The sequence below is a fragment of the Bacillus sp. H1a genome (genome assembly GCF_000633475.1).
In the GTDB taxonomy this organism is placed as follows: domain Bacteria; phylum Bacillota; class Bacilli; order Bacillales; family Bacillaceae_G; genus Bacillus_A; species Bacillus_A paramycoides.
Genome location: NZ_AYMH01000005.1, coordinates 64,813 through 83,949, shown reverse-complemented (window position 1 = coordinate 83,949; position 19,137 = coordinate 64,813). Strand labels below are relative to the sequence as shown.

Below are 19,137 nucleotides of genomic sequence, written 5' to 3'. Positions count from 1 at the left end.
TTACTTATTTATATTACTTGTCTTCTTTTACTTCTTCAAACTCAGCGTCAACTACATTGTCTTTTTTCGCGCCAGCGTCTTGTGCTCCTTGCGCACCTTCTGCTTGCCCTGCAGCCGCTTGAGCTTGCTCATATAATTTAACAGTTAATTGTTGTACGATTTCTTGAAGAGCATCTTTTTTCGCACGGATTTCATCAAGTTCGTTTTTCTCGATTGCCGCTTGTAATGCTTCTTTCGCTTCTGTTGCTTTCGCTACTTCAGCTGCATCTACTTTACCTTCTAAATCTTTTACAACTTTATCTGTTTGGAATACAAGTTGGTCAGCTTCGTTGCGAAGTTCAACTTCTTCCTTACGTTTTTGGTCAGCGTCAGCATTTGCTTCAGCTTCTTGTACCATACGATTTACTTCGTCATCAGAAAGACCTGAAGAAGATTGGATTGTAATAGCTTGCTCTTTACTTGTTCCTAAGTCTTTCGCACGTACGTTAACAATACCGTTCGCATCGATATCGAATGTTACTTCGATTTGTGGAATACCACGTGGTGCTGGCGGAAGGTCTGTTAATTGGAAACGACCTAGTGTTTTGTTATCAGCTGACATTGGACGCTCACCTTGTAGCACGTGAATGTCTACCGCTGGTTGGTTATCAGCAGCTGTTGAGAATACTTGTGATTTACTTGTTGGAATTGTAGTGTTACGCTCGATTAGTTTTGTAAATACACCGCCCATAGTTTCAATACCTAAAGAAAGTGGAGTTACGTCTAATAATAGAACGCCTTCTACATCACCAGTAAGTACGCCACCTTGAACTGCAGCACCTAATGCTACAACTTCATCTGGGTTTACACCTTTATATGGTTCTTTACCAGTTTCACGTTTAATTGCTTCTTGTACAGCTGGAATACGAGTAGATCCACCAACAAGGATAACTTTATCTAATTCGCTTGGAGCAAAACCAGCGTCTTTTAATGCACGACGAGTTGGCTCTAATGTTCTTTCAACAAGACCTGCTGAAAGCTCTTCGAATTTCGCTCTTGTTAACGTTAATTCTAAGTGTAATGGACCAGCAGCTCCAGCACTAATGAATGGTAATGAAATTTGTGTTTGCGTTACACCAGAAAGATCTTTTTTCGCTTTTTCAGCTGCATCTTTCAGACGTTGAAGCGCCATTTTATCTTGACTTAAGTCAATGTTGTTTTCTTTCTTGAATTCAGCTACTAAATGATCGATGATAACTTGGTCAAAGTCATCTCCACCAAGACGGTTGTCACCAGCAGTTGAAATAACTTCAAATGTTCCATCAGCTAACTCAAGGATAGATACGTCAAAAGTACCGCCACCTAAGTCATATACTAGAATTTTTTGTTCTTCGTCTTGCTTCTCTAAGCCATAAGCAAGCGCTGCTGCTGTTGGTTCGTTAATAATACGTTCTACTTCTAAACCAGCAATACGACCAGCGTCTTTTGTCGCTTGACGTTCTGCATCGTTGAAGTATGCTGGTACTGTAATAACAGCTTTCGTCACTGTTTCACCTAAGTACGCTTCAGCAGAAGCTTTTAAGTTTTGTAAAATGATTGCAGAAATTTCTTGAGGTGTATAATCTTTACCTTCAACTTCTACTTTGTAGTCTGTACCCATATGACGTTTAACAGACATGATTGTATTTGGGTTTGTAATTGCTTGACGCTTTGCAACTTCCCCAACTTGACGCTCTTCATTTTTGAAAGCTACAACAGAAGGTGTTGTACGGTTTCCTTCTGGATTTGGGATAACCTTTGGTTCTCCACCTTCCATAACAGCTACACAAGAGTTTGTTGTACCTAAGTCAATACCGATAATTTTACTCATGGCGAATCCTCCTACTTTTATGTAAATTATTGATTTACTTTTACCATTGATGGGCGAATCACACGGTCTTTTAATTTATAACCTTTTTGGAATTCCTCAACTACCGCGTTTGATTCAAATTCACTGTCTTCCACTTGCATAATAGCTTGGTGTTCATTAGGATCAAACTGTTTACCAACAGCTTCAATCACTTCCACACCTTCTTTAGTCAACGCTTCTAGCAATTGACGATGCACCATTTCCATACCTTGTAACAAGGATTTCGTTTGCTCATCAGTTGCTTCCACTTGCATTGCTCTTTCAAAATTATCAAGAGCTGGCAGAATATCTGACACAAGACTTTGTGCTCTATATTTTTCAGCAGCCTGTTTATCCATTTGGACGCGGCGCTTATGATTTTCAAAATCAGCTTGTAGACGTAGTGTGCGACCTTCCGTTTCCGTTAGTTTCGCTTGTAACTCATCTACTTTTTCTTGTAAAAGAGCAGCTTCACTTTTTTCTTCTACAGCTTCTTCACTGTTGTCTGTCGTGACAGCTTCTTCAACTTGCGCTTCTTTCACTTCTTCTACCACTTGTTCGTTACGCTCTTCCACAATTTTCACCTCCTTAAAAGGTATTAGGTATCATGTATAGCATGATTACCTAAGCATTATATATTACACACAGCAATGAAAATTTCATCACTTGAGCGAATGTATTACTCTCATTTACTTTTTAAGTCCGTCTGTAAATTGTCTTGTAAATAACTGTAGCAAACTAATTACACGAGAGTATTGCATTCTCGTCGGACCCAAAATCGCAATTGTTCCTAGTTGCTCTTCTCCAATCGAATACGTTGCAGAAATTAAACTACAATCTTCCATAGCTATCGAAGAATTTTCCCTGCCAATTTTCACTTGAATACCTACTTGTTTATGACGCAAAATATCATAAAACTCAGCTTCGTTATCAATCATCGCCAGCAAGGACCTTACTTTTTGAATGTCATGGAACTCTGGCTGCGAAAGCATATTTGCTTTTCCTCCAAAGTATATCTTTTCCGATAAAGGAACTTGAAATGTACCATCTAACATTTTTATTGCACTATCGTAATTATGAACATACCCACGCAAGACTGTAACAATCTCTTTAAAGATTTTATTATGAAGTTCCGACATAGGTACACCCGATAGCTTTTCATTTAAAATATTAACCATTTTTTCTAAATCTGATAAATCAACAGATTCCGGAACGGTAATCGTTTTACTTTGTACATGCCCTGTATCCGTTACAATAATGGCGACTGCTGTTTGACGATCAAGCGGTACAATTTGTACATTTTTAAGTTTATTTGTGCTTAATTTTGGGCCAAGAACAATAGCCGTATAATTCGTAAGCTCTGACAAAATCTGAGCAGATTGTTGTGCAATCTTTTCCGCTTCAAAAATTCTTTCAGCAAATAAATCTTTAATTTGTACAATTTCATCGTTAGGTAAGTTTTGTGGTGCTAAAAGATGGTCTACATAAAAACGATACCCTTTTTCAGAAGGAACACGTCCAGAAGAACTATGCGTTTTTTCAATAAATCCTAGTTCCTCTAGATCAGCCATTTCATTGCGAATAGTAGCTGAACTAAACGTAATTTCATCTTTCTTAGCCAACGTCCTCGACCCAACAGGTTGCGCTGATCCAATAAAGTCATCAATAATTGTTTGTAAAATTAAGAGCTGACGTTCCGTAAGCATCTCATCATCACCTCTGTTAGCACTCTTTGTCTTCGAGTGCTAAATCTATTAATAACTTACCAAAATTGACATTCAATTGTCAACGGAAACGTCACGAAATCACGAAACTTTTTCACGCTTATGGAACAATTAATCAATCAAAAATGACTGGAATACTTCATTCCCTAATAGTTTCCCTTTCCTCGTTAAACAAACATGCCCATCTCTGTTTTCAAGTAACCCCTGTTCTTGGTTGCTTTGTAACTGCTTCGCAAAAACGTGATCCATTTCCACATTAAATTTCTTTTGGAATTCTACCTTAGAAACACCTTTTGTTTTTCGGAGCCCTAAAAACAACTCTTCTTCCATTTTTTCTTTCTCCGTCACTATGTGAACATCTAAATATGGAAATCCTGTTTCATCAATTTTAGTGAAATATTGCTTGAGCGGCCCTACATTTTGAATTCGTTCTCCATTCACATAACTGTGCGCTCCAGCTCCAAAACCATAATACTCTTCATTATTCCAGTATGTGAGATTATGTCTACTTTCATTATCACCTTTTGAGAAGTTGCTAATTTCATACTGGCTATAACCATGTTTCTCCATTTCATCCATTACCATTTCATACATTTTCGCTTCATGGTCTTCACCCGGAAGTCTCAACTTCCCTTTATTCATTAAGTTATAAAATACAGTCTTCGGTTCCACAATTAATGAATATGCTGAGAAATGTTGTACACCAAGCGTGAAGGCAATGTCTAATGTTTCTTTTACATCTTCTATCGTCTGTCCTGGCAAAGCATAAATTATATCTACATTAATATTTGTAAAGCCAACTTCCTGCGCTTCTCGAATTGCTACAAATGCATCTTCCCTCGTATGTTTGCGCCCAATCTTCTCAAGTAGCTCATCACGAAACGTTTGCACACCAAAACTAATTCGGTTTACTCCACCTTCTAGTAATAAGTTCAACTTCTCTTTCGGTAAATCACCTGGGTTCGCTTCAAACGTCAATTCACAATTCGGAGCAAATGGACGCAAACGACGGTTTATGATGTCGAGTAGTTTTTTTGTTTGCTCCATATTTAAGGCTGTCGGCGTTCCTCCGCCAACAAAAATCGTTTTCATACTTTCAAACGGTACTTTTTGAACCGTATTTATTATTTCTTTCTCTAAATATTGCAAGTATTGATCAACCGGTTGGCGTTCAATAAATACTTTATTAAAATCACAATAGTGACAAATATGCTGACAAAATGGAATATGAATATATGCAGCTTGTACCAAATATAACTCCTACCTTTCTACAAAGAAAACCTCCGCACTCGGGAGGCTCTTTTACTTCTCTAACGTATTACGAATTTGTTCCATTCGCATTTTTCCCCAATCATACATCATTTCAACGATTGGTAAAAGCGACATGCCTAGTTCCGTCATATAATACTCAACACGCGGAGGAATTTCTGGATATACCGTTCGTTCAACAATCCCATCCTCCATTAACTCTTTTAGTTGATTCGACAACACTTTATGAGAAATGCTCGGGAATAGTCGTTGCAATTCACTAAAACGATGGGGCCCTTCTACACCGAGGTGCCACAATATCACAACTTTCCACTTCCCACTAATAATAGAAAGCGTCAATTCCTTTTCACAATTAAAATTACCATTTTGTATTTTATCTTGAATATCTTTTCGAATATTTTCGGACATTAATAGTCTCCTAACTCTAGATCAATCACTAAAAAGCTCTCTCATCATTGTAAATGAGAGAGGCTCAGATGTCTAAAAAGTACTTAGCAATAAAAAAGAAGCCGAACGAACGGCTTCTACTTTTAATCCAATTAGTGCGGACTAATAATCAATAAGGATTGAAAAACCACTGATTATAGTTTCACTTTATTAGTTATCATCCATTTTCAATACAGCCATGAATGCTTCTTGTGGTACTTCTACAGAACCAACAGACTTCATACGTTTTTTACCTTCTTTTTGCTTATCAAGAAGTTTACGCTTACGAGAAATGTCACCACCGTAACATTTTGCAAGTACGTTTTTACGCATCGCCTTAATTGTAGAACGGGCTACAACTTTGTTTCCGATAGTTGCCTGAATCGGCACTTCGAACTGTTGTCTTGGAATTAATTCTTTTAATTTCTCTACAATTACTTTACCACGGTCATACGCTGAATCACGGTGCACAATAAATGATAAAGCATCCACTTGTTCATTATTTAAAAGAATATCCATTTTCACAAGTTTAGATGGTTTATAACCAATTAACTCGTAGTCAAATGATGCATATCCTTTCGTATTTGATTTCAATTGATCGAAGAAATCATATACGATTTCTGATAACGGGATTTCATATGTCAATGTAACACGCGTTTCATCTAAATATTGCATATCAATAAACGTTCCACGTTTACCTTGGCAAATTTCCATTACAGCTCCAACATAGTCATTCGGAACCATAATTGAAGCCTTAACAAATGGCTCTTCTACACGATCGATAGACTGTGGATCTGGCATATTTGATGGATTATCAACAATAACATCTTCACCGTTTGTTAAATAAACTTTATAAATAACGCTTGGCGCTGTTGTAATTAAGTCAATCTTGAATTCACGTTCAATACGTTCTTGAATAATTTCCATGTGAAGCAGTCCTAAGAAACCACAACGGAAACCAAAACCTAAAGCTTGAGATGTTTCAGGCTCAAATTCAAGAGCAGAATCATTCAATTCTAGTTTTTCTAACGCATCACGCAAATCATTATAACGTGCAGAATCGATTGGATATAAACCACAGAATACCATTGGGTTTAACTTACGATACCCTGCTAACGCCTCTGCAGCCGGACGTTTCGCATGTGTAATTGTATCACCAACGCGTGTATCGCCTACGTTTTTAATAGATGCTGCTAAGAAACCTACATCACCTACTGTTAACTCGTCACGTTGCGTTGTTTTCGGTGTAAACACACCTACTTCCGTTACTTCAAACTCTTTTCCAGTTGCCATCATGCGTACTTTATCGCCAACTTTTACAGTTCCATTTACAACACGGATATACGCAATTACACCGCGGTACGGATCATATAAAGAGTCGAAAATCATACATTGTAACGGCTCTTCTGAATCACCTGTTGGAGCTGGTACTTTTTCAACGATTTGTTCTAAAATCTCTTCAATACCAATGCCAGCTTTCGCTGAAGCAAGTACAGCTTCTGATGCATCTAAACCAATTACATCTTCTACCTCTTGACGTACGCGTTCTGGATCCGCACTTGGTAAGTCGATTTTATTAATAACCGGTAAAATCTCCAAATTATTATCAAGCGCTAAATATACGTTCGCTAACGTTTGCGCCTCGATTCCTTGCGCTGCATCTACTACAAGAATTGCGCCTTCACAAGCCGCTAAACTACGAGATACTTCGTACGTAAAGTCGACGTGTCCTGGTGTATCGATTAAATGAAGAATATACTCTTCACCGTCTTTTGCTTTATACGTTAATTGTACTGCGTTTAACTTAATTGTAATACCACGCTCACGCTCTAAATCCATAGAGTCAAGCAATTGGGCTTTCATTTCACGCTGTGTCAATGCATTTGTTTTTTCTAAAATACGGTCAGCCAATGTTGATTTCCCATGGTCAATATGAGCAATGATAGAGAAATTACGAATTTTGGACTGTCTTTTTGCTCTTTCTTCTTTATTCATCTATGTTCTCAACTCCTAATAGTCTCGCCAATATACACTAGCACTGATTATATCAATAGCGTAGCAAAGATTCAATGAAAACTCGTGCTGCTTATAATACAAATCATTCTATCTATATCTTATGCGAACAAACCATAAGAGACAAACCTTTTTCAAATTAAAGAACGGCTGTCCTACAAACCAATAAGACAGCCGTCCTTCCCACTACCCTTAATTAAAAATTTCTTTTATTTTCCCAACAACTATATCCGTTCCAAACTTAGTTATATCGCGAGTAACACTTGCTATTGCCATACCAATACCTTCTACGACATTAAAACTCCTTAAGTTTTCCAGCTGTTTTTGTTTTTCAGCGGCTGAAAATACATTTCCCAAAATCTCCGATTCAGCCCCGGCACCTTCTGTTCCTGTCATATGAGCAATTTGTTCATATGACAACTGACGATACCCCTTCATACTTTTTAAACCTTGATTAGCAAGTCCTACTCCAGCTATCATCATAAGTAAACATACGACTGTACCACATATACACAAGAGCGCAAATCGACTCAAACTATTGTCATCTCTTTCCATCAATGTGTATATGCCCCTGTATTATCTTGATCAATTTGATGATGTAACGCTGCATTTAAACCACTTGCTATTACATTTGCCATATCTTCAATAAACGCATCTACTTCTTTTGGAGTCACCATTAAATTATGACCAAGAGGTGATAACACTTCATAAATCAACTTTCTCTTTTCTTCGTCTTCTAACGTACCAACAGCTCCTAAAAACATATTCCTACTCTTCTCATCCGGCATATCTTCTTCTGTTAATTTTTTCTTTTCTCCAAATGTAAAACCTGCTGGCAATAAAGAGCGTGACGGTTTGTTTCCTTCTTTCAGTTCCCGTCCAAAATGTTTCAAAATAAAATCAATTGTATCGCTTGTAATCGAGACCGCATCGACCACTGTCGGAACACCAATTGCGATAACAGGAATACCTAATGTTTCTTTACTTAGTTCCTTACGCTTATTTCCAACACCAGATCCAGGATGAATTCCTGTATCGGAAATTTGTATCGTGCTATTTACTCGTTCAATAGAACGTGCAGCTAATGCATCAATTGCGATGACAAAATCTGGTTTTATTTTCTCAATAATTCCATAAATGACGTCGCTCGTTTCAATTCCTGTAATCCCCATTACTCCCGGACGAATTGCACTAACAGGCCTGAAACCTTCTTCCACACTTTCAGGCTGCAATTTAAACAAATGTCTTGTCACCAATACATTTTCTACAACTATCGGTCCGAGTGCATCCGGTGTTACATTCCAATTCCCAAGGCCGACGATTAAACAACTCGCTTCTTTTGTAACTCCAACATCTTCTAAGAAATAAGAAAATTCTTTTGCAAAAATACGCTCTACCTTTTGCTGAAGTTCCGTATCTTGCTGCCGTATACCTTGCACCTCAAGAGTTAAATAATTCCCAGGTTTTTTCCCCATCGATTCAGATGCAATTTCATCAATAGTTACTTTCGTAATTGTAACACCCTCTTCTTCCCTCTCTTTTACAATTACTCCTTGTATCCCTTTTTGTTCTTCTTGGCGTTCTTGCAGCATTTCGTGCGCCTCTACAGCAAGGTCAGTTCTAACATTATATTTACTTAAATCTAATGGTTCTTTCATCGTATCTCCTCCGTAATTCATAGTAAATATCGTTAGATTTCCCAAAGTTATATAAGGCCATTCTTTCCTTTACGTGAAATTTCATTGATATACTATTGCAATTCTCTTCACCGTTTGATAGAATATCACTTGTTCTATGTAAGAATCGAGTCATTCGATTGCACCAGGGAGGTGAAAAGTATGGCAAACATCAAATCTGCTATCAAACGCGCTAAACTTAGCGAAGAGCGTCGTGCACATAACGCTTCTATCAAGTCTGACATGCGTTCTGCTGTTAAAACTGTAGAAGCTTTAGTTACTAATAACGATCTTGAAAATGCTAAAGAAGCTTTCAAAACTGCTTCTAAAAAACTTGACAAAGCAGCTCGTAAAGGTCTTATCCACCAAAACGCTGCAGCTCGTCAAAAATCTCGCTTAGCGAAACAAGTAAACGCGTAAGGCGTTTAAAAAACGATCCATTTGGGTCGTTTTTTTACATACAAAAAGTTCATGTACTAAGTACATGAACTTTTTGTATCATTACATATGATTTAAACGCATTAAGAAAAACTCGAGCACAAGCTTCTTATCCATCTTTCCCGTCTTCATACTGTAATCAGCTTCCGCCAATTCTATAATAACTTTTTTTAATTCTTCAAAAGAGAAAAACTTCGTTTGATTCATCGCCAACTTTACACGATACGGATGTACACCAATATGAGACGCAATTTGATTTTGTCCATAACCACGCTGTTGCAACTCTTTCACTTGATGTAGCAAGCGGAATTGACTTACTAATAACGCGAGCAGCTTAATTGGTTCTTCCTGCTGAGTAAATAATCCATCCAAAATTTGCATCGCACCCGCGATATCTTTTTTTACCACTTTCTCCGTCAAAGCAAACACATTTTGCTCAACAGATTTCGGCACAAGCTCTGCAACAAGTTTCGGTGTAACCTCTCCTCCCATACCGACGTATAACGTTAACTTGTCCATTTCCTTCGCCAACATCGTTACATTACTTCCTACAAGCTCTAACAACAAACTAACAGCTGCATTATCAATATGCACATGCACCTCATCTGCACGAGACACAATCCACTTCTGTACATCCTGCACTTGCATAGCATTCGCTTCTACTACATCCGCTGTTTTCTTTAATAGTTTTGTAATTTTTTTTCGTTCGTCTAATTTTTCATACGGCGCAACAAAAACAAGAATAGAAAAAGGAGATGGCTCCCCAATATATTCTTCCAAAATTTTTATATTTTGCTCTAATTTCTCTTTTTGTGACGTTAAAAATAACGGTGATTTTATTAATATAACTTTACGATCCCCAAAAAAGGGAAGCGTACGTGCATCCTCAACTACATCTTCTAAATATGCCTCTTCCAAATCGTATGTCACAACATTAAACTCTCGATCTTCCTCTTCAAGCGCTTCCATTGTAATAAGTTTTATCGTTTCATTTATAAAATAGGCTTCCGTTCCATACAGTACATACAACGAAGCAAACTGTTTCTTTTTTATTTTCTTATGTATATCACTCATACTTTTTCCTACTCCCTAACTTGGCAATATATATATTTATACTAATGCCCTAGCTTTTGTTTTACAAGTACAAAGGAACAGGCTTTATAACCCGTCCCTTTATTTATATAAAACGCCACACAATAAGCCCCGGGTTTCTTATTGGTGTGCGGTAATCACCTTCCCTTTATTATTTACAATAATAATTCTAGTATAAGTGCCAACTGTTAACATGCTTGGAAATGAAAAACTCACACTTCTTAGCTAACTAGAAATAGTATACAAATGCTCTATTTTTCTTCATATGGAAATTGTAGATTTTTTTCTGACAATATTTTATACTAAAATGGAATGTTGGGGAGGGATTCTAAATGAATGATTTTGAACAAAACGTTCAAAGTAAACGCAATGACGCTATTGATTCAGGGGTAGGATTTATCGTCTCATTTGGTTTTTTCGCAACACTTTTCATTATTGCAACTGTTATTAAATTCATCGGTTCTTAAAGGCTGCTGCTTAATGGCAGTCTTCTTTTTTTCATCTATTATGTGTTTCATCATATGTGATTTTACTTTGAAAGGTTCCTTTTTCTCCATTAAAAACATAGGAAATAGCACCTTGCTTATCCGTGCGCCATATTTCAGTACCTATCTTCTTAAAACGCTCTATAACTTCCTTATGCGGGTGCCCATACCTATTACGTTCTCCCACAGAAATAATCGCCACACTAGGCTGTACAAGGCTTAAAAAGGGATCTACAGACGATGTTTTACTCCCATGATGGGCGACTTTTAAAACATTTGCCCGCAACTCAGGATATGTCGATACTATAACCTTTTCTCCTGCTTCTTCTAAATCACCCGTAAATAGCCACGTTAGTCCTCCTAATTTCGCCCAGATTACAATCGAGGAGTCATTTTCGCCTTTTTCTTTCCCCTTTGGAGATAATACGAAAAATTCCGCTTCATTTATCCTCCAACTCTCACCTTCTCCTACTACACTTATCTTCACTCTCTTTTCTAATGCCTGTTTCTTCAACACTTTTTCTAATACAGCATCTTGCTCCTTTCTCCCAAATACAACTTCTTTTACAGTAATAGAAGATAATAAATCCTGTGCATCACCTATATGATCCGCATCTCCATGCGTTACAATTAATTTATCAATTGTTTTTATACCTTCCTTTTGTAAAAAAGGAACAAGAATATCATGCCCAACAGAAAATTCATGCTTTTTTTCTTGCCACGCTTCCTTCTTGACATGAAGCGCTCCACCTGTATCAATAAGGTAGACCCCTTTATCGTATGGGAGACGAATTAATATTGCATCTCCCTGACCAACATCAAGAAATGTAACACTCCCACTTGCGCGAAAATATGGAGATACATAATGACAAATACTAATAAGAAGAAATACACCCACAACTATGACCAAAATTTTTTTCATTATTACTCTTTCCCAGATCACAAATATACTAACAACACTAAAACAATATATAGCTACAAGAAATAAAGGAGTTTGACCAAAAGTAAGTCGGATAAAAGGGAAACTTTCACAGTAACTTAGAAAATCATTAGAAATGGTTAAACATATTGAAAGTGCATATGCAATTCCTTTTGCGAAAAACGGAATGATTGGCATACATATAAAAATAAAAATGCTACACGGTAATACAACGATGGATAGAAAAGGAACATATATAAGATTGAGGAAAATACTATAAGGAGAAAAATAACCAAAATGATATAACAAGATCGGGGTACTAGCGAGCTGTGAAATTATAGAAATATAAATAGAATTCCGAACTACCCCATTACTACGCCCTAATAATATCGGCGCAGATAGTAATAATGCAAAACTACCTACAAATGAGAATTGGAATCCAATATTAAAAACAAGATACGGGTTGTGTATAAGCATACATATGGCTGTTATACTTAGGGCATCTAGGCTAGATAAGCGAACAGAACATATGAAAGCTACCAATAATAAAACTCCTGTTATAGAAGCCCTCACAACAGATGGCGACGCCCCCGCTATGATCATATACAGAGGAATACAAACTATAAGGCATACTGTTGCTACCTCCTTCGTCACACCACTTCTTAGTAAAACAAAATACATCATAACCATTAATAATACGATATGTGATCCTGAAATTGCCAACAAATGTATAAGACCAAATTGTTGATATTGCTCTTCTACTTCAAACGTCATTTGTTGTCGATCTCCAAATAATAATGCATTCATAAACGCACCTGATTGTTCTGGAAACATTTCTGTAACTTTTGAGATTGCTTGCTGCCTGAGAAGGGAAATCCATTGTACGAGTGACAACGATGTTTTTTGACATTCAGAAATGTATGTCACATCGAATATAAAATGTATCTTTTGCTGATACAAATAATTACGATAATCAAAAGCATGAAAATTCCGAGCAGTTTGTGGTTCTTTCACCTTCCCTTTAAATTCACATGATATTCCTGCATATAAGCGTTGCAATTGCTTCTTTTCCGAAGCAGATTGAATTTTATAGTTTAACTGCACTATATTTTTATTTTGATCTTCAATTTGAAAAGAAAGGCGATCCCCATTAATAAGAGGTGTATTTTGTATAACCCCTTGTGTAACTTCATAGGGCTCTCCTAGCGACTTGTTTTGACTCTGAACATACGTGGTGTACATAGCGCCACTAAAACACGCTAACATACAAAAAATGAAGGTTTTACGCGAAGTACGATATAAACAAAATAAAACATAACAAACGAAACAACAAGCATTCAACAAATACGACGAGGAAAAGGCAATTGCAATCCCCATTATAAACGAGATTGCAACATAGCCCCATTGTCCCTGCAACTCATATCCACCCCTTATAGCATCATTTTTGCTTCAGTGAATACACGCTGTAATTCTTCCATTGACAAGTTATCTTTTTCTAAAGATGCAAACAGTTCCTTTAGCTGCAAATGACGTTCTTGTTCCTCTAGCGATGCAATGTCATATTCTAGCGGAACGTGCTTCACTGTCACATTTGCTTGTTCAAATAACTCTATAGCATACGGATGATTTTTATAATCCTGTGCATAATAAACTGCTGTAATACCACTTTGAATAATCGCCTTGCAACATTGTAGACAAGGGAAATGCGTAACGTATATTTCTGCTTCCTCTGTTTTTACACCAAACTTCGCACATTGCAATAAAGCATTCATTTCAGCATGAATTGTACGAACACAATGATTATCAATGACGTAACAACCATCGTCTATACAATGTACACCACCTTTAATTGAACCGTTATATCCACCAGCTATAATTCGTTTATCACGAACGATCGTCGCTCCTACCGCAAGTCTTGTACACGTACTACGCAAAGATAACAGATGGCTTTGCGTCATAAAATATTGATCCCATGAAATTCGTTCCATATTTTTCACCTACTTTTTTGTCTACTTGTAGTGTAGCGAAAGAGGAAAAACTTCGTCAATCTTTTATGGAATAATTATTTGATCTTTTATTTTTTCAAGAGACTTCGTTCCAATCCCATCAATCTCCAATAAATCTTCTATTTTCCGAAACGGGCCGTGTTCTTCTCGATATTTCAAAATACTTTCCGCCTTCCGAGAGCCAATCCCCGTTATTTTTTCCAGTTGCTCTTTAGAAGCTGTATTTATTTGCACTTTACCCTCGCTTTTTGAAAAAGCAGCTCCTTCTTGCACTAGTTCATTTTTGTTAGGAACATAAAGAATCATTTGGTCTTGGACCATTTGTGCCAAATTCACTTTCTTCATATCTGCATCTGGCAACAAACCACCAGCTTTTTCAACCGCGTCCTTCACCCGGTCCCCTTCCTTCATTTCATACACACCCTCTTTAAAAACCGCTCCTTTTACATCAATTATAATTATTTTCTTCTGTTCCTTTGTATCCGATACTTTCGGTTTGCTTTTTTTCTCCACATCTTTCGCTTGAACATCCATTGTAATGAGTGATTGTTCTGTATGCTGGTTCGTTTTCCAGAAAAAAAGGAATATCACAGTGCCAATAATAACTACTAATCCCAACCATTTTTTCGGAAAATCCCACATCATTTTACACCTCTAATCATAAATTTATAACATCATTCATATTGTTTAGGAGAACGCTGTTACGAAGGAGGGATGAAACATTGAATATAGGAATTATAGGGACAGGGAACATGGGGAATATACTAATCGATGCATTTTTAGAAACCCGTGCTGTCAAACCTTCGTGCCTTACTATTATTAATCGGACGCCTGCCAAAGCATATCATATAAAAGAAAAATACCCTTCTGTTCATATAGCCAAAACAATCCAAGAGGTAATCGAACAATCGCAGCTTATTTTCATTTGCGTAAAACCGATAGATATATATCCTATCCTACAAAAATACGCTGAACATTTCTCTGATGAAAAGTGCTTAGTTTCTATCACAAGTCCAATATCTCCAGCACAATTAGAAACACTTGTACCTTGCCATGTCGCACGTATCATTCCAAGCATCACAAACCGCGCCTTATCCGGCGCATCACTTTTTACCTTTGGAAATAACTGCTCTGAAGAATGGCAGCAAAAACTACTTCATCTATTCAAAAACATTTCTACTCCCCTTGTTATAGAAGAAAATATAACGCGCGTTTCATCTGATATAGCAAGCTGTGGCCCTGCTTTTTTTAGTTATTTATTACAATGTTTCATTAACGCTACTGTAGATAAAACAAATATTACACATGAAGAAGCCACTACTTTAGTAAGTGAAATGGTCATTGGAATGGGGAAATTACTTGAAAAAGAGATTTTTACATTACCCACATTACAAGAAAAGGTATGTGTCAAAGGCGGTGTTACAGGAGAAGGTATTCGTATTTTAGAAGAGCACGTCGGGGATATGTTCCATAAATTAATTGAACGGACACATGAGAAATTTGATGAAGATTTAAAGTGCGTTGAGCAGCAATTCAATAAACACACATAATAAATACGCCATCGTAATTCCAAATCCTTTTTATTAATACGTATCTTTTTCATACTACATTTTCACTAAAGCTAGCATTTTTACACTTTACACATTTCATCTTTTTATTTTTCTAGAACTAAAACTACATCTTTTCTATAAAACAAAAGCAACCTTATCGGTTGCTTTTGTTTTATCCATTCTTCTTCGCCATAAAAAAGATGCGCTCTGTTTGTTCCGTCACTTCAATTCGTTCAAAATCACCTGTGACGCGAAGCACCGTAAACCCAGATTCTTCAAGCCATTTCGTTAACACTTCAACCGAATATGCACGCTGCACGTGACATTCGTCAAAACGATGATACACATCTTCTTCTGAATCTTGTACAAAGAATGTCAAATCATGTTCCACACTATCTGATTCTTCTCCAGGGAAGCAGTTCCAAATAAGTGATATTTCTTCGCCATTCACTGTATATGTTTCATTTTGAAATACGTGATGTATTTTATATAAAGAGTGTACATCGAATAAAAACAAGCCATCCTGACGTAAATGGTGGAAAACTCTTCTAAATGTTTCTTGCACTCCATCTTCTTGCAATACATAGTTTAATGAGTCACAAAAGATTGTCACACAATCAAATTCACCAGGAACATCGAGCTCTCTCATGTCCTGTTGGTAAAAAGGAATAAAGTAACCTTCTCCCCCCAATTTCTGCTGCGCGACAGTTAACATTTCTTCCGAAAGATCTACACCGATTAAATCATAACCTTTTCGCACAAGCGGAAGTGTTACGTTACCAGTTCCACATGCTACGTCAAGAATTTTTGCCTCTTTCATAGATGCCTGTTGCAAACTTTCTTCTGTGAATTCCACCCATTTATCATAAGGGACATCATTCATCAGTTCGTCATACAGCAATGCAAATTGTTCGTATTTCATTGATCTAACTCATCTGCGATATCTTCACGCGGCACATCGCCCCATAGACGCTCTAAATTGTAGTGATCACGCTCATCTTTATGGAATACATGTGCAACTACATCACCAAGGTCTACTAAAACCCAACGTGCTTCATCAAAACCTTCCATACGTTGAACATCAATTTTCAACTCATGTGCCTTCGACTTAATTTCACGTGCAATTGCTTGCACTTGCTTGTCTGAATTCCCGTGACAAATAATAAAATAGTCAGCAATTGGTGAAATTCCTTGCATATTTAGTACAACCATATCTTCTGCTCTCTTATCATCAGCTGCTTTTGCTGCTAATACTAATAACTCTTTATCTTTCATTTAGTAATTTCCTCCTTGATAACTGCGTTGTATGTTTGGAATGTTAATGGATAAATCATTTGATCTTTTTCCATTAAAAATTGAATTGTTCGCTTTAAAGCAAACAATAAAGCTTGATTTATATCTTTATATGCGAGTTTTCTCGCTTCTTCCACACCAGGAAATTTACGACCTGGTTCAATGTAATCTGCTACATAAATAACTTTATCTAACATTGTCATTTTTTCATGACCACTTGTATGATATGTAATAGCTTGTAGAATTTCAGGATCAGTAATGCCCACTTCTTTTTCTACTAAGTATGCCCCAACAGGTGCATGCCATAACTCTTTGTTATAGTGAAGTAGATCCTTCGGCAAAGCTTCTCTCTTAATAATCCCTTCCATTTCTGGAATCGCTCTACATTTTGCATAATCGTGAAATATAGCAGCTATCTCTGCCTTTTTCTCATCTACACCATATAACCGAGCAAGTTCAATCGCTGTTTCCATTACACCAATCGTGTGTATATAACGTTTTTCATGCATTTGTTGTTTGACAATTTTAAGTGCTTTTTCACGATTCATACAACCCATTCCTCTCGATATATACCTGTACTTTTTCAGGAAGTAAATATTTGCACGTTTTCTTCTCCATGTATCTCTCACGCAACAAAGAGGAAGAAACTGCAAACTCTGGAATTTCCACTTTTACGATATCATAAGGCGTGTGCAATGTATAACCTGGTCTTGCAACTCCAACAAAAGTTACAAGCTTGAGTAACTCCTCAATGTTATACCATTTCGGTAAATACTCAACCATGTCTCCGCCAATAATAAAGTGAAACTGTACATCCGGATACTTCTTTGTTAATTGTAACATTGTGTCATACGTATAAGATGGGCCTTCTCTGTTTAGCTCTTCTAAACAAATTGAAAAGTATGCTTCTTCTTCAGTCGCCATTTGCAGCATGTTTAATCGGTTGTTCACACTCGTAATGTTACGGCCTTGTTTGTGCGGCGGAATTTGGTTTGGCAAAAACCATACCTCTTCCAAATTTAGCGCATGATACACTTCATTCGCAATTAACAAATGCCCATTATGAGGTGGATCAAATGTGCCGCCAATAATGCCAATTTTTCTCAAAAGAAACGCTCCTTCCTTTTACATACAGCAACTCTCCCCATAAACATTCGAAGAGAGTCTACTGTTAATAAAAGTCCAATTGGTTTCGCTCTCTACATATCAAGCGTCAATTACGAAACAACTCACTTATACCTTTTATCGCGGAAGCTTAATTTGCTTATTTTCTCTTGATTCTTTGTATAAAACAATTGTGCTTCCAATTACTTGAACGATTTCAGCACGTGCACCTTGTGCAAGCTCTTCTGCAACTTCACGGCGATCAAATTCACAGTTTTGTAACACGCTCACTTTAAATAGTTCACGAACTTCTAACGCTTCTCCAATTTGTTTCACCATATTTTCATTTACGCCACCTTTTCCAACTTGAAAAATCGGTGTTAAATGATGTGCCTGCGCACGTAAAAATCTTTTTTGTTTTCCTGTTAACATATAATTAGCCTCCAAGCTTTCTCATTACTAATTGTTTCATTCTATCAATATTCGGCACACGACCTGTCCACATTTCAAATGCAAGTGCACCTTGATAAACGAACATATCGATTCCATTTTGAATTGTTGCACCTTGTGCTTTCGCATCGCCTAAAATTTTCGTCTCAAATGGATTATAAATAATATCAGAAACAATCGTTCCTTGTTTCAACGAACGAATTTCTAGCGGTGCATACTCAACATGCGGATGCATGCCTATCGTTGTTGTTTGAATGATAATATCATATTCCCCTTGAACTTCCGCTGCGCGTTCTAGCGATAGAGCATGTGAATTAACATTTCCCATGCATCCAGCGATAAGATCTTCCGCCTTATCTACAGTACGATTAGCAATATCAATTGCTTTCACACCTACATCTGCAAGTGAAAAGTAAATAGCTCGACTAGCACCGCCTGCACCGATTAATAAAATACGTTTCTCTTGAAGCGGATCTTTACTAATTGACTGTAAGGCACGAACAAAACCAATTCCATCCGTATTATACCCAATCAATTTTCCTTCTCGATGAACGACCGTATTTACTGCACCGATTTGCTCTGCTAGCGGGGCAACTTCATCTAGATACTCCATAATTGCAACTTTGTGCGGAGTTGTTACATTAAACCCTGAAATTCCTAATGCTTTTAAACCTTTTACTGCTTCCCCTAACGTTTCTTCTTTTACAAGAAACGCATGATAGTGGGCATCCATATTCAAGTGTTCAAATGCATCGTTATGCATAACGGGTGATAATGAATGTCCAATTGGATTTCCGATTACACCATATAATTGTTTCATAAATC

The 19,137-nt window shown here is 37.0% G+C and carries 21 protein-coding genes; 3 read left to right on the top strand and 18 right to left on the bottom strand.

Annotation, left to right across the window (positions count from 1 at the left end):
• Positions 1-13 precede the first annotated feature (13 nt).
• From dnaK to gpr, 8 genes are all read right to left on the bottom strand, one after another.
• Positions 14-1,849: a chaperone protein DnaK gene (dnaK, locus tag U860_RS0103385; protein WP_002173509.1), complete on the bottom strand. Its 1,836-nt coding sequence runs from the start codon at positions 1,847-1,849 to the stop codon at positions 14-16.
• Positions 1,850-1,875: 26 nt separating this feature from the next.
• Positions 1,876-2,442 carry a nucleotide exchange factor GrpE gene (gene grpE, locus U860_RS0103380; protein WP_025147406.1) on the bottom strand — a complete coding sequence of 189 codons (567 nt, stop codon included), beginning with the start codon at positions 2,440-2,442 and terminating at the stop codon, positions 1,876-1,878.
• 114 nt (positions 2,443-2,556) lie between these two features.
• Entirely contained in the window at positions 2,557-3,573 is a 1,017-nt protein-coding gene (gene hrcA / locus U860_RS0103375; protein ID WP_025147405.1) for a heat-inducible transcriptional repressor HrcA, read from the bottom strand.
• Positions 3,574-3,702: 129 nt separating this feature from the next.
• Entirely contained in the window at positions 3,703-4,842 is a 1,140-nt protein-coding gene (gene hemW / locus U860_RS0103370; RefSeq protein ID WP_025147404.1) for a radical SAM family heme chaperone HemW, read from the bottom strand.
• A 51-nt stretch (positions 4,843-4,893) separates the two neighbouring features.
• Positions 4,894-5,268, bottom strand: coding sequence for a helix-turn-helix domain-containing protein (locus U860_RS0103365; RefSeq protein WP_025147403.1), 375 nt, complete (start codon positions 5,266-5,268; stop codon positions 4,894-4,896).
• Positions 5,269-5,457: 189 nt separating this feature from the next.
• Positions 5,458-7,281 (bottom strand): elongation factor 4, encoded by a 1,824-nt coding sequence (gene lepA / locus U860_RS0103360; protein WP_025147402.1) that lies wholly within the window; start codon positions 7,279-7,281, stop codon positions 5,458-5,460.
• A gap of 210 nt (positions 7,282-7,491) precedes the next feature.
• The gene (locus tag U860_RS0103355) at positions 7,492-7,857 is read right to left on the bottom strand and encodes a YqxA family protein (RefSeq protein ID WP_025147401.1); all 366 of its coding nucleotides are present in this window, start codon (positions 7,855-7,857) and stop codon (positions 7,492-7,494) included.
• Positions 7,854-8,957 (bottom strand): GPR endopeptidase, encoded by a 1,104-nt coding sequence (gene gpr / locus U860_RS0103350; protein WP_025147400.1) that lies wholly within the window; start codon positions 8,955-8,957, stop codon positions 7,854-7,856. Before gpr ends, U860_RS0103355 begins: the two co-directional genes overlap by 4 nt.
• A gap of 180 nt (positions 8,958-9,137) precedes the next feature.
• Here gpr and rpsT point away from each other — a divergent pair, with 180 nt between their 5' ends.
• Positions 9,138-9,395 carry a 30S ribosomal protein S20 gene (gene rpsT / locus U860_RS0103345; protein ID WP_001274011.1) on the top strand — a complete coding sequence of 86 codons (258 nt, stop codon included), beginning with the start codon at positions 9,138-9,140 and terminating at the stop codon, positions 9,393-9,395.
• A gap of 81 nt (positions 9,396-9,476) precedes the next feature.
• Here the strand turns inward: rpsT and holA are convergent, their stop codons facing one another.
• Complete coding sequence (holA, locus tag U860_RS0103340; RefSeq protein ID WP_025147399.1) at positions 9,477-10,487, bottom strand: DNA polymerase III subunit delta; 1,011 nt, start codon at positions 10,485-10,487, stop codon at positions 9,477-9,479.
• Between the two features lie 350 nt (positions 10,488-10,837).
• Here holA and U860_RS0103335 point away from each other — a divergent pair, with 350 nt between their 5' ends.
• On the top strand, positions 10,838-10,972 hold the full coding sequence (locus tag U860_RS0103335; protein WP_000997609.1) for a YqzM family protein: 135 nt from the start codon (positions 10,838-10,840) through the stop codon (positions 10,970-10,972).
• Positions 10,973-11,003: 31 nt separating this feature from the next.
• On the opposite strand, the gene U860_RS0103330 is transcribed toward U860_RS0103335, so the two are convergent.
• The 3 genes from U860_RS0103330 to U860_RS0103320 all read right to left on the bottom strand — a co-directional run bounded on the left by U860_RS0103330 (position 11,004) and on the right by U860_RS0103320 (position 14,560).
• Positions 11,004-13,325 (bottom strand): DNA internalization-related competence protein ComEC/Rec2, encoded by a 2,322-nt coding sequence (locus U860_RS0103330; RefSeq protein WP_025147398.1) that lies wholly within the window; start codon positions 13,323-13,325, stop codon positions 11,004-11,006.
• Positions 13,326-13,339: 14 nt separating this feature from the next.
• The gene (locus U860_RS0103325; RefSeq protein ID WP_002173519.1) at positions 13,340-13,897 is read right to left on the bottom strand and encodes a ComE operon protein 2; all 558 of its coding nucleotides are present in this window, start codon (positions 13,895-13,897) and stop codon (positions 13,340-13,342) included.
• A 63-nt stretch (positions 13,898-13,960) separates the two neighbouring features.
• The gene (locus U860_RS0103320; protein WP_025147397.1) at positions 13,961-14,560 is read right to left on the bottom strand and encodes a helix-hairpin-helix domain-containing protein; all 600 of its coding nucleotides are present in this window, start codon (positions 14,558-14,560) and stop codon (positions 13,961-13,963) included.
• A gap of 77 nt (positions 14,561-14,637) precedes the next feature.
• On the opposite strand from U860_RS0103320, the gene comER reads away from it, so the two are divergent.
• Entirely contained in the window at positions 14,638-15,465 is an 828-nt protein-coding gene (comER, locus tag U860_RS0103315; protein WP_025147396.1) for a late competence protein ComER, read from the top strand.
• Positions 15,466-15,637: 172 nt separating this feature from the next.
• Here the strand turns inward: comER and U860_RS0103310 are convergent, their stop codons facing one another.
• The 6 genes from U860_RS0103310 to aroE form a co-directional block, all read right to left on the bottom strand.
• Positions 15,638-16,387, bottom strand: a complete 750-nt coding sequence (locus tag U860_RS0103310) for a class I SAM-dependent methyltransferase (protein ID WP_025147395.1) — start codon at positions 16,385-16,387, stop codon at positions 15,638-15,640.
• Positions 16,384-16,740 (bottom strand): ribosome silencing factor, encoded by a 357-nt coding sequence (rsfS, locus tag U860_RS0103305; RefSeq protein ID WP_025147394.1) that lies wholly within the window; start codon positions 16,738-16,740, stop codon positions 16,384-16,386. The genes U860_RS0103310 and rsfS overlap by 4 nt, the downstream gene beginning before the upstream one ends.
• The gene (yqeK, locus tag U860_RS0103300; protein WP_025147393.1) at positions 16,737-17,306 is read right to left on the bottom strand and encodes a bis(5'-nucleosyl)-tetraphosphatase (symmetrical) YqeK; all 570 of its coding nucleotides are present in this window, start codon (positions 17,304-17,306) and stop codon (positions 16,737-16,739) included. Before yqeK ends, rsfS begins: the two co-directional genes overlap by 4 nt.
• Entirely contained in the window at positions 17,296-17,865 is a 570-nt protein-coding gene (locus U860_RS0103295; protein ID WP_025147392.1) for a nicotinate-nucleotide adenylyltransferase, read from the bottom strand. Before U860_RS0103295 ends, yqeK begins: the two co-directional genes overlap by 11 nt.
• A gap of 135 nt (positions 17,866-18,000) precedes the next feature.
• Positions 18,001-18,294, bottom strand: coding sequence for a ribosome assembly RNA-binding protein YhbY (gene yhbY / locus U860_RS0103290; protein ID WP_000955228.1), 294 nt, complete (start codon positions 18,292-18,294; stop codon positions 18,001-18,003).
• Between the two features lie 4 nt (positions 18,295-18,298).
• The gene (aroE, locus tag U860_RS0103285) at positions 18,299-19,132 is read right to left on the bottom strand and encodes a shikimate dehydrogenase (protein ID WP_025147391.1); all 834 of its coding nucleotides are present in this window, start codon (positions 19,130-19,132) and stop codon (positions 18,299-18,301) included.
• Positions 19,133-19,137 lie beyond the last annotated feature (5 nt).

What these genes read in the sequence shown, in the direction of transcription:
- yhbY (WP_000955228.1), bottom strand. Translation starts at nt 18,294, where the DNA reads ATGTTAACAGGAAAACAAAAAAGATTTTTACGTGCGCAGGCACATCAT.
- rsfS (WP_025147394.1), bottom strand. Translation starts at nt 16,740, where the DNA reads ATGAAAGATAAAGAGTTATTAGTATTAGCAGCAAAAGCAGCTGATGAT.
- holA (WP_025147399.1), bottom strand. Translation starts at nt 10,487, where the DNA reads ATGAGTGATATACATAAGAAAATAAAAAAGAAACAGTTTGCTTCGTTG.
- dnaK (WP_002173509.1), bottom strand. Translation starts at nt 1,849, where the DNA reads ATGAGTAAAATTATCGGTATTGACTTAGGTACAACAAACTCTTGTGTA.
- rpsT (WP_001274011.1), top strand. Translation starts at nt 9,138, where the DNA reads ATGGCAAACATCAAATCTGCTATCAAACGCGCTAAACTTAGCGAAGAG.
- aroE (WP_025147391.1), bottom strand. Translation starts at nt 19,132, where the DNA reads ATGAAACAATTATATGGTGTAATCGGAAATCCAATTGGACATTCATTA.
- yqeK (WP_025147393.1), bottom strand. Translation starts at nt 17,306, where the DNA reads ATGAATCGTGAAAAAGCACTTAAAATTGTCAAACAACAAATGCATGAA.
- hrcA (WP_025147405.1), bottom strand. Translation starts at nt 3,573, where the DNA reads ATGCTTACGGAACGTCAGCTCTTAATTTTACAAACAATTATTGATGAC.
- U860_RS0103325 (WP_002173519.1), bottom strand. Translation starts at nt 13,897, where the DNA reads ATGGAACGAATTTCATGGGATCAATATTTTATGACGCAAAGCCATCTG.
- gpr (WP_025147400.1), bottom strand. Translation starts at nt 8,957, where the DNA reads ATGAAAGAACCATTAGATTTAAGTAAATATAATGTTAGAACTGACCTT.
- U860_RS0103320 (WP_025147397.1), bottom strand. Translation starts at nt 14,560, where the DNA reads ATGATGTGGGATTTTCCGAAAAAATGGTTGGGATTAGTAGTTATTATT.
- lepA (WP_025147402.1), bottom strand. Translation starts at nt 7,281, where the DNA reads ATGAATAAAGAAGAAAGAGCAAAAAGACAGTCCAAAATTCGTAATTTC.
- U860_RS0103335 (WP_000997609.1), top strand. Translation starts at nt 10,838, where the DNA reads ATGAATGATTTTGAACAAAACGTTCAAAGTAAACGCAATGACGCTATT.
- U860_RS0103365 (WP_025147403.1), bottom strand. Translation starts at nt 5,268, where the DNA reads ATGTCCGAAAATATTCGAAAAGATATTCAAGATAAAATACAAAATGGT.
- U860_RS0103310 (WP_025147395.1), bottom strand. Translation starts at nt 16,387, where the DNA reads ATGAAATACGAACAATTTGCATTGCTGTATGACGAACTGATGAATGAT.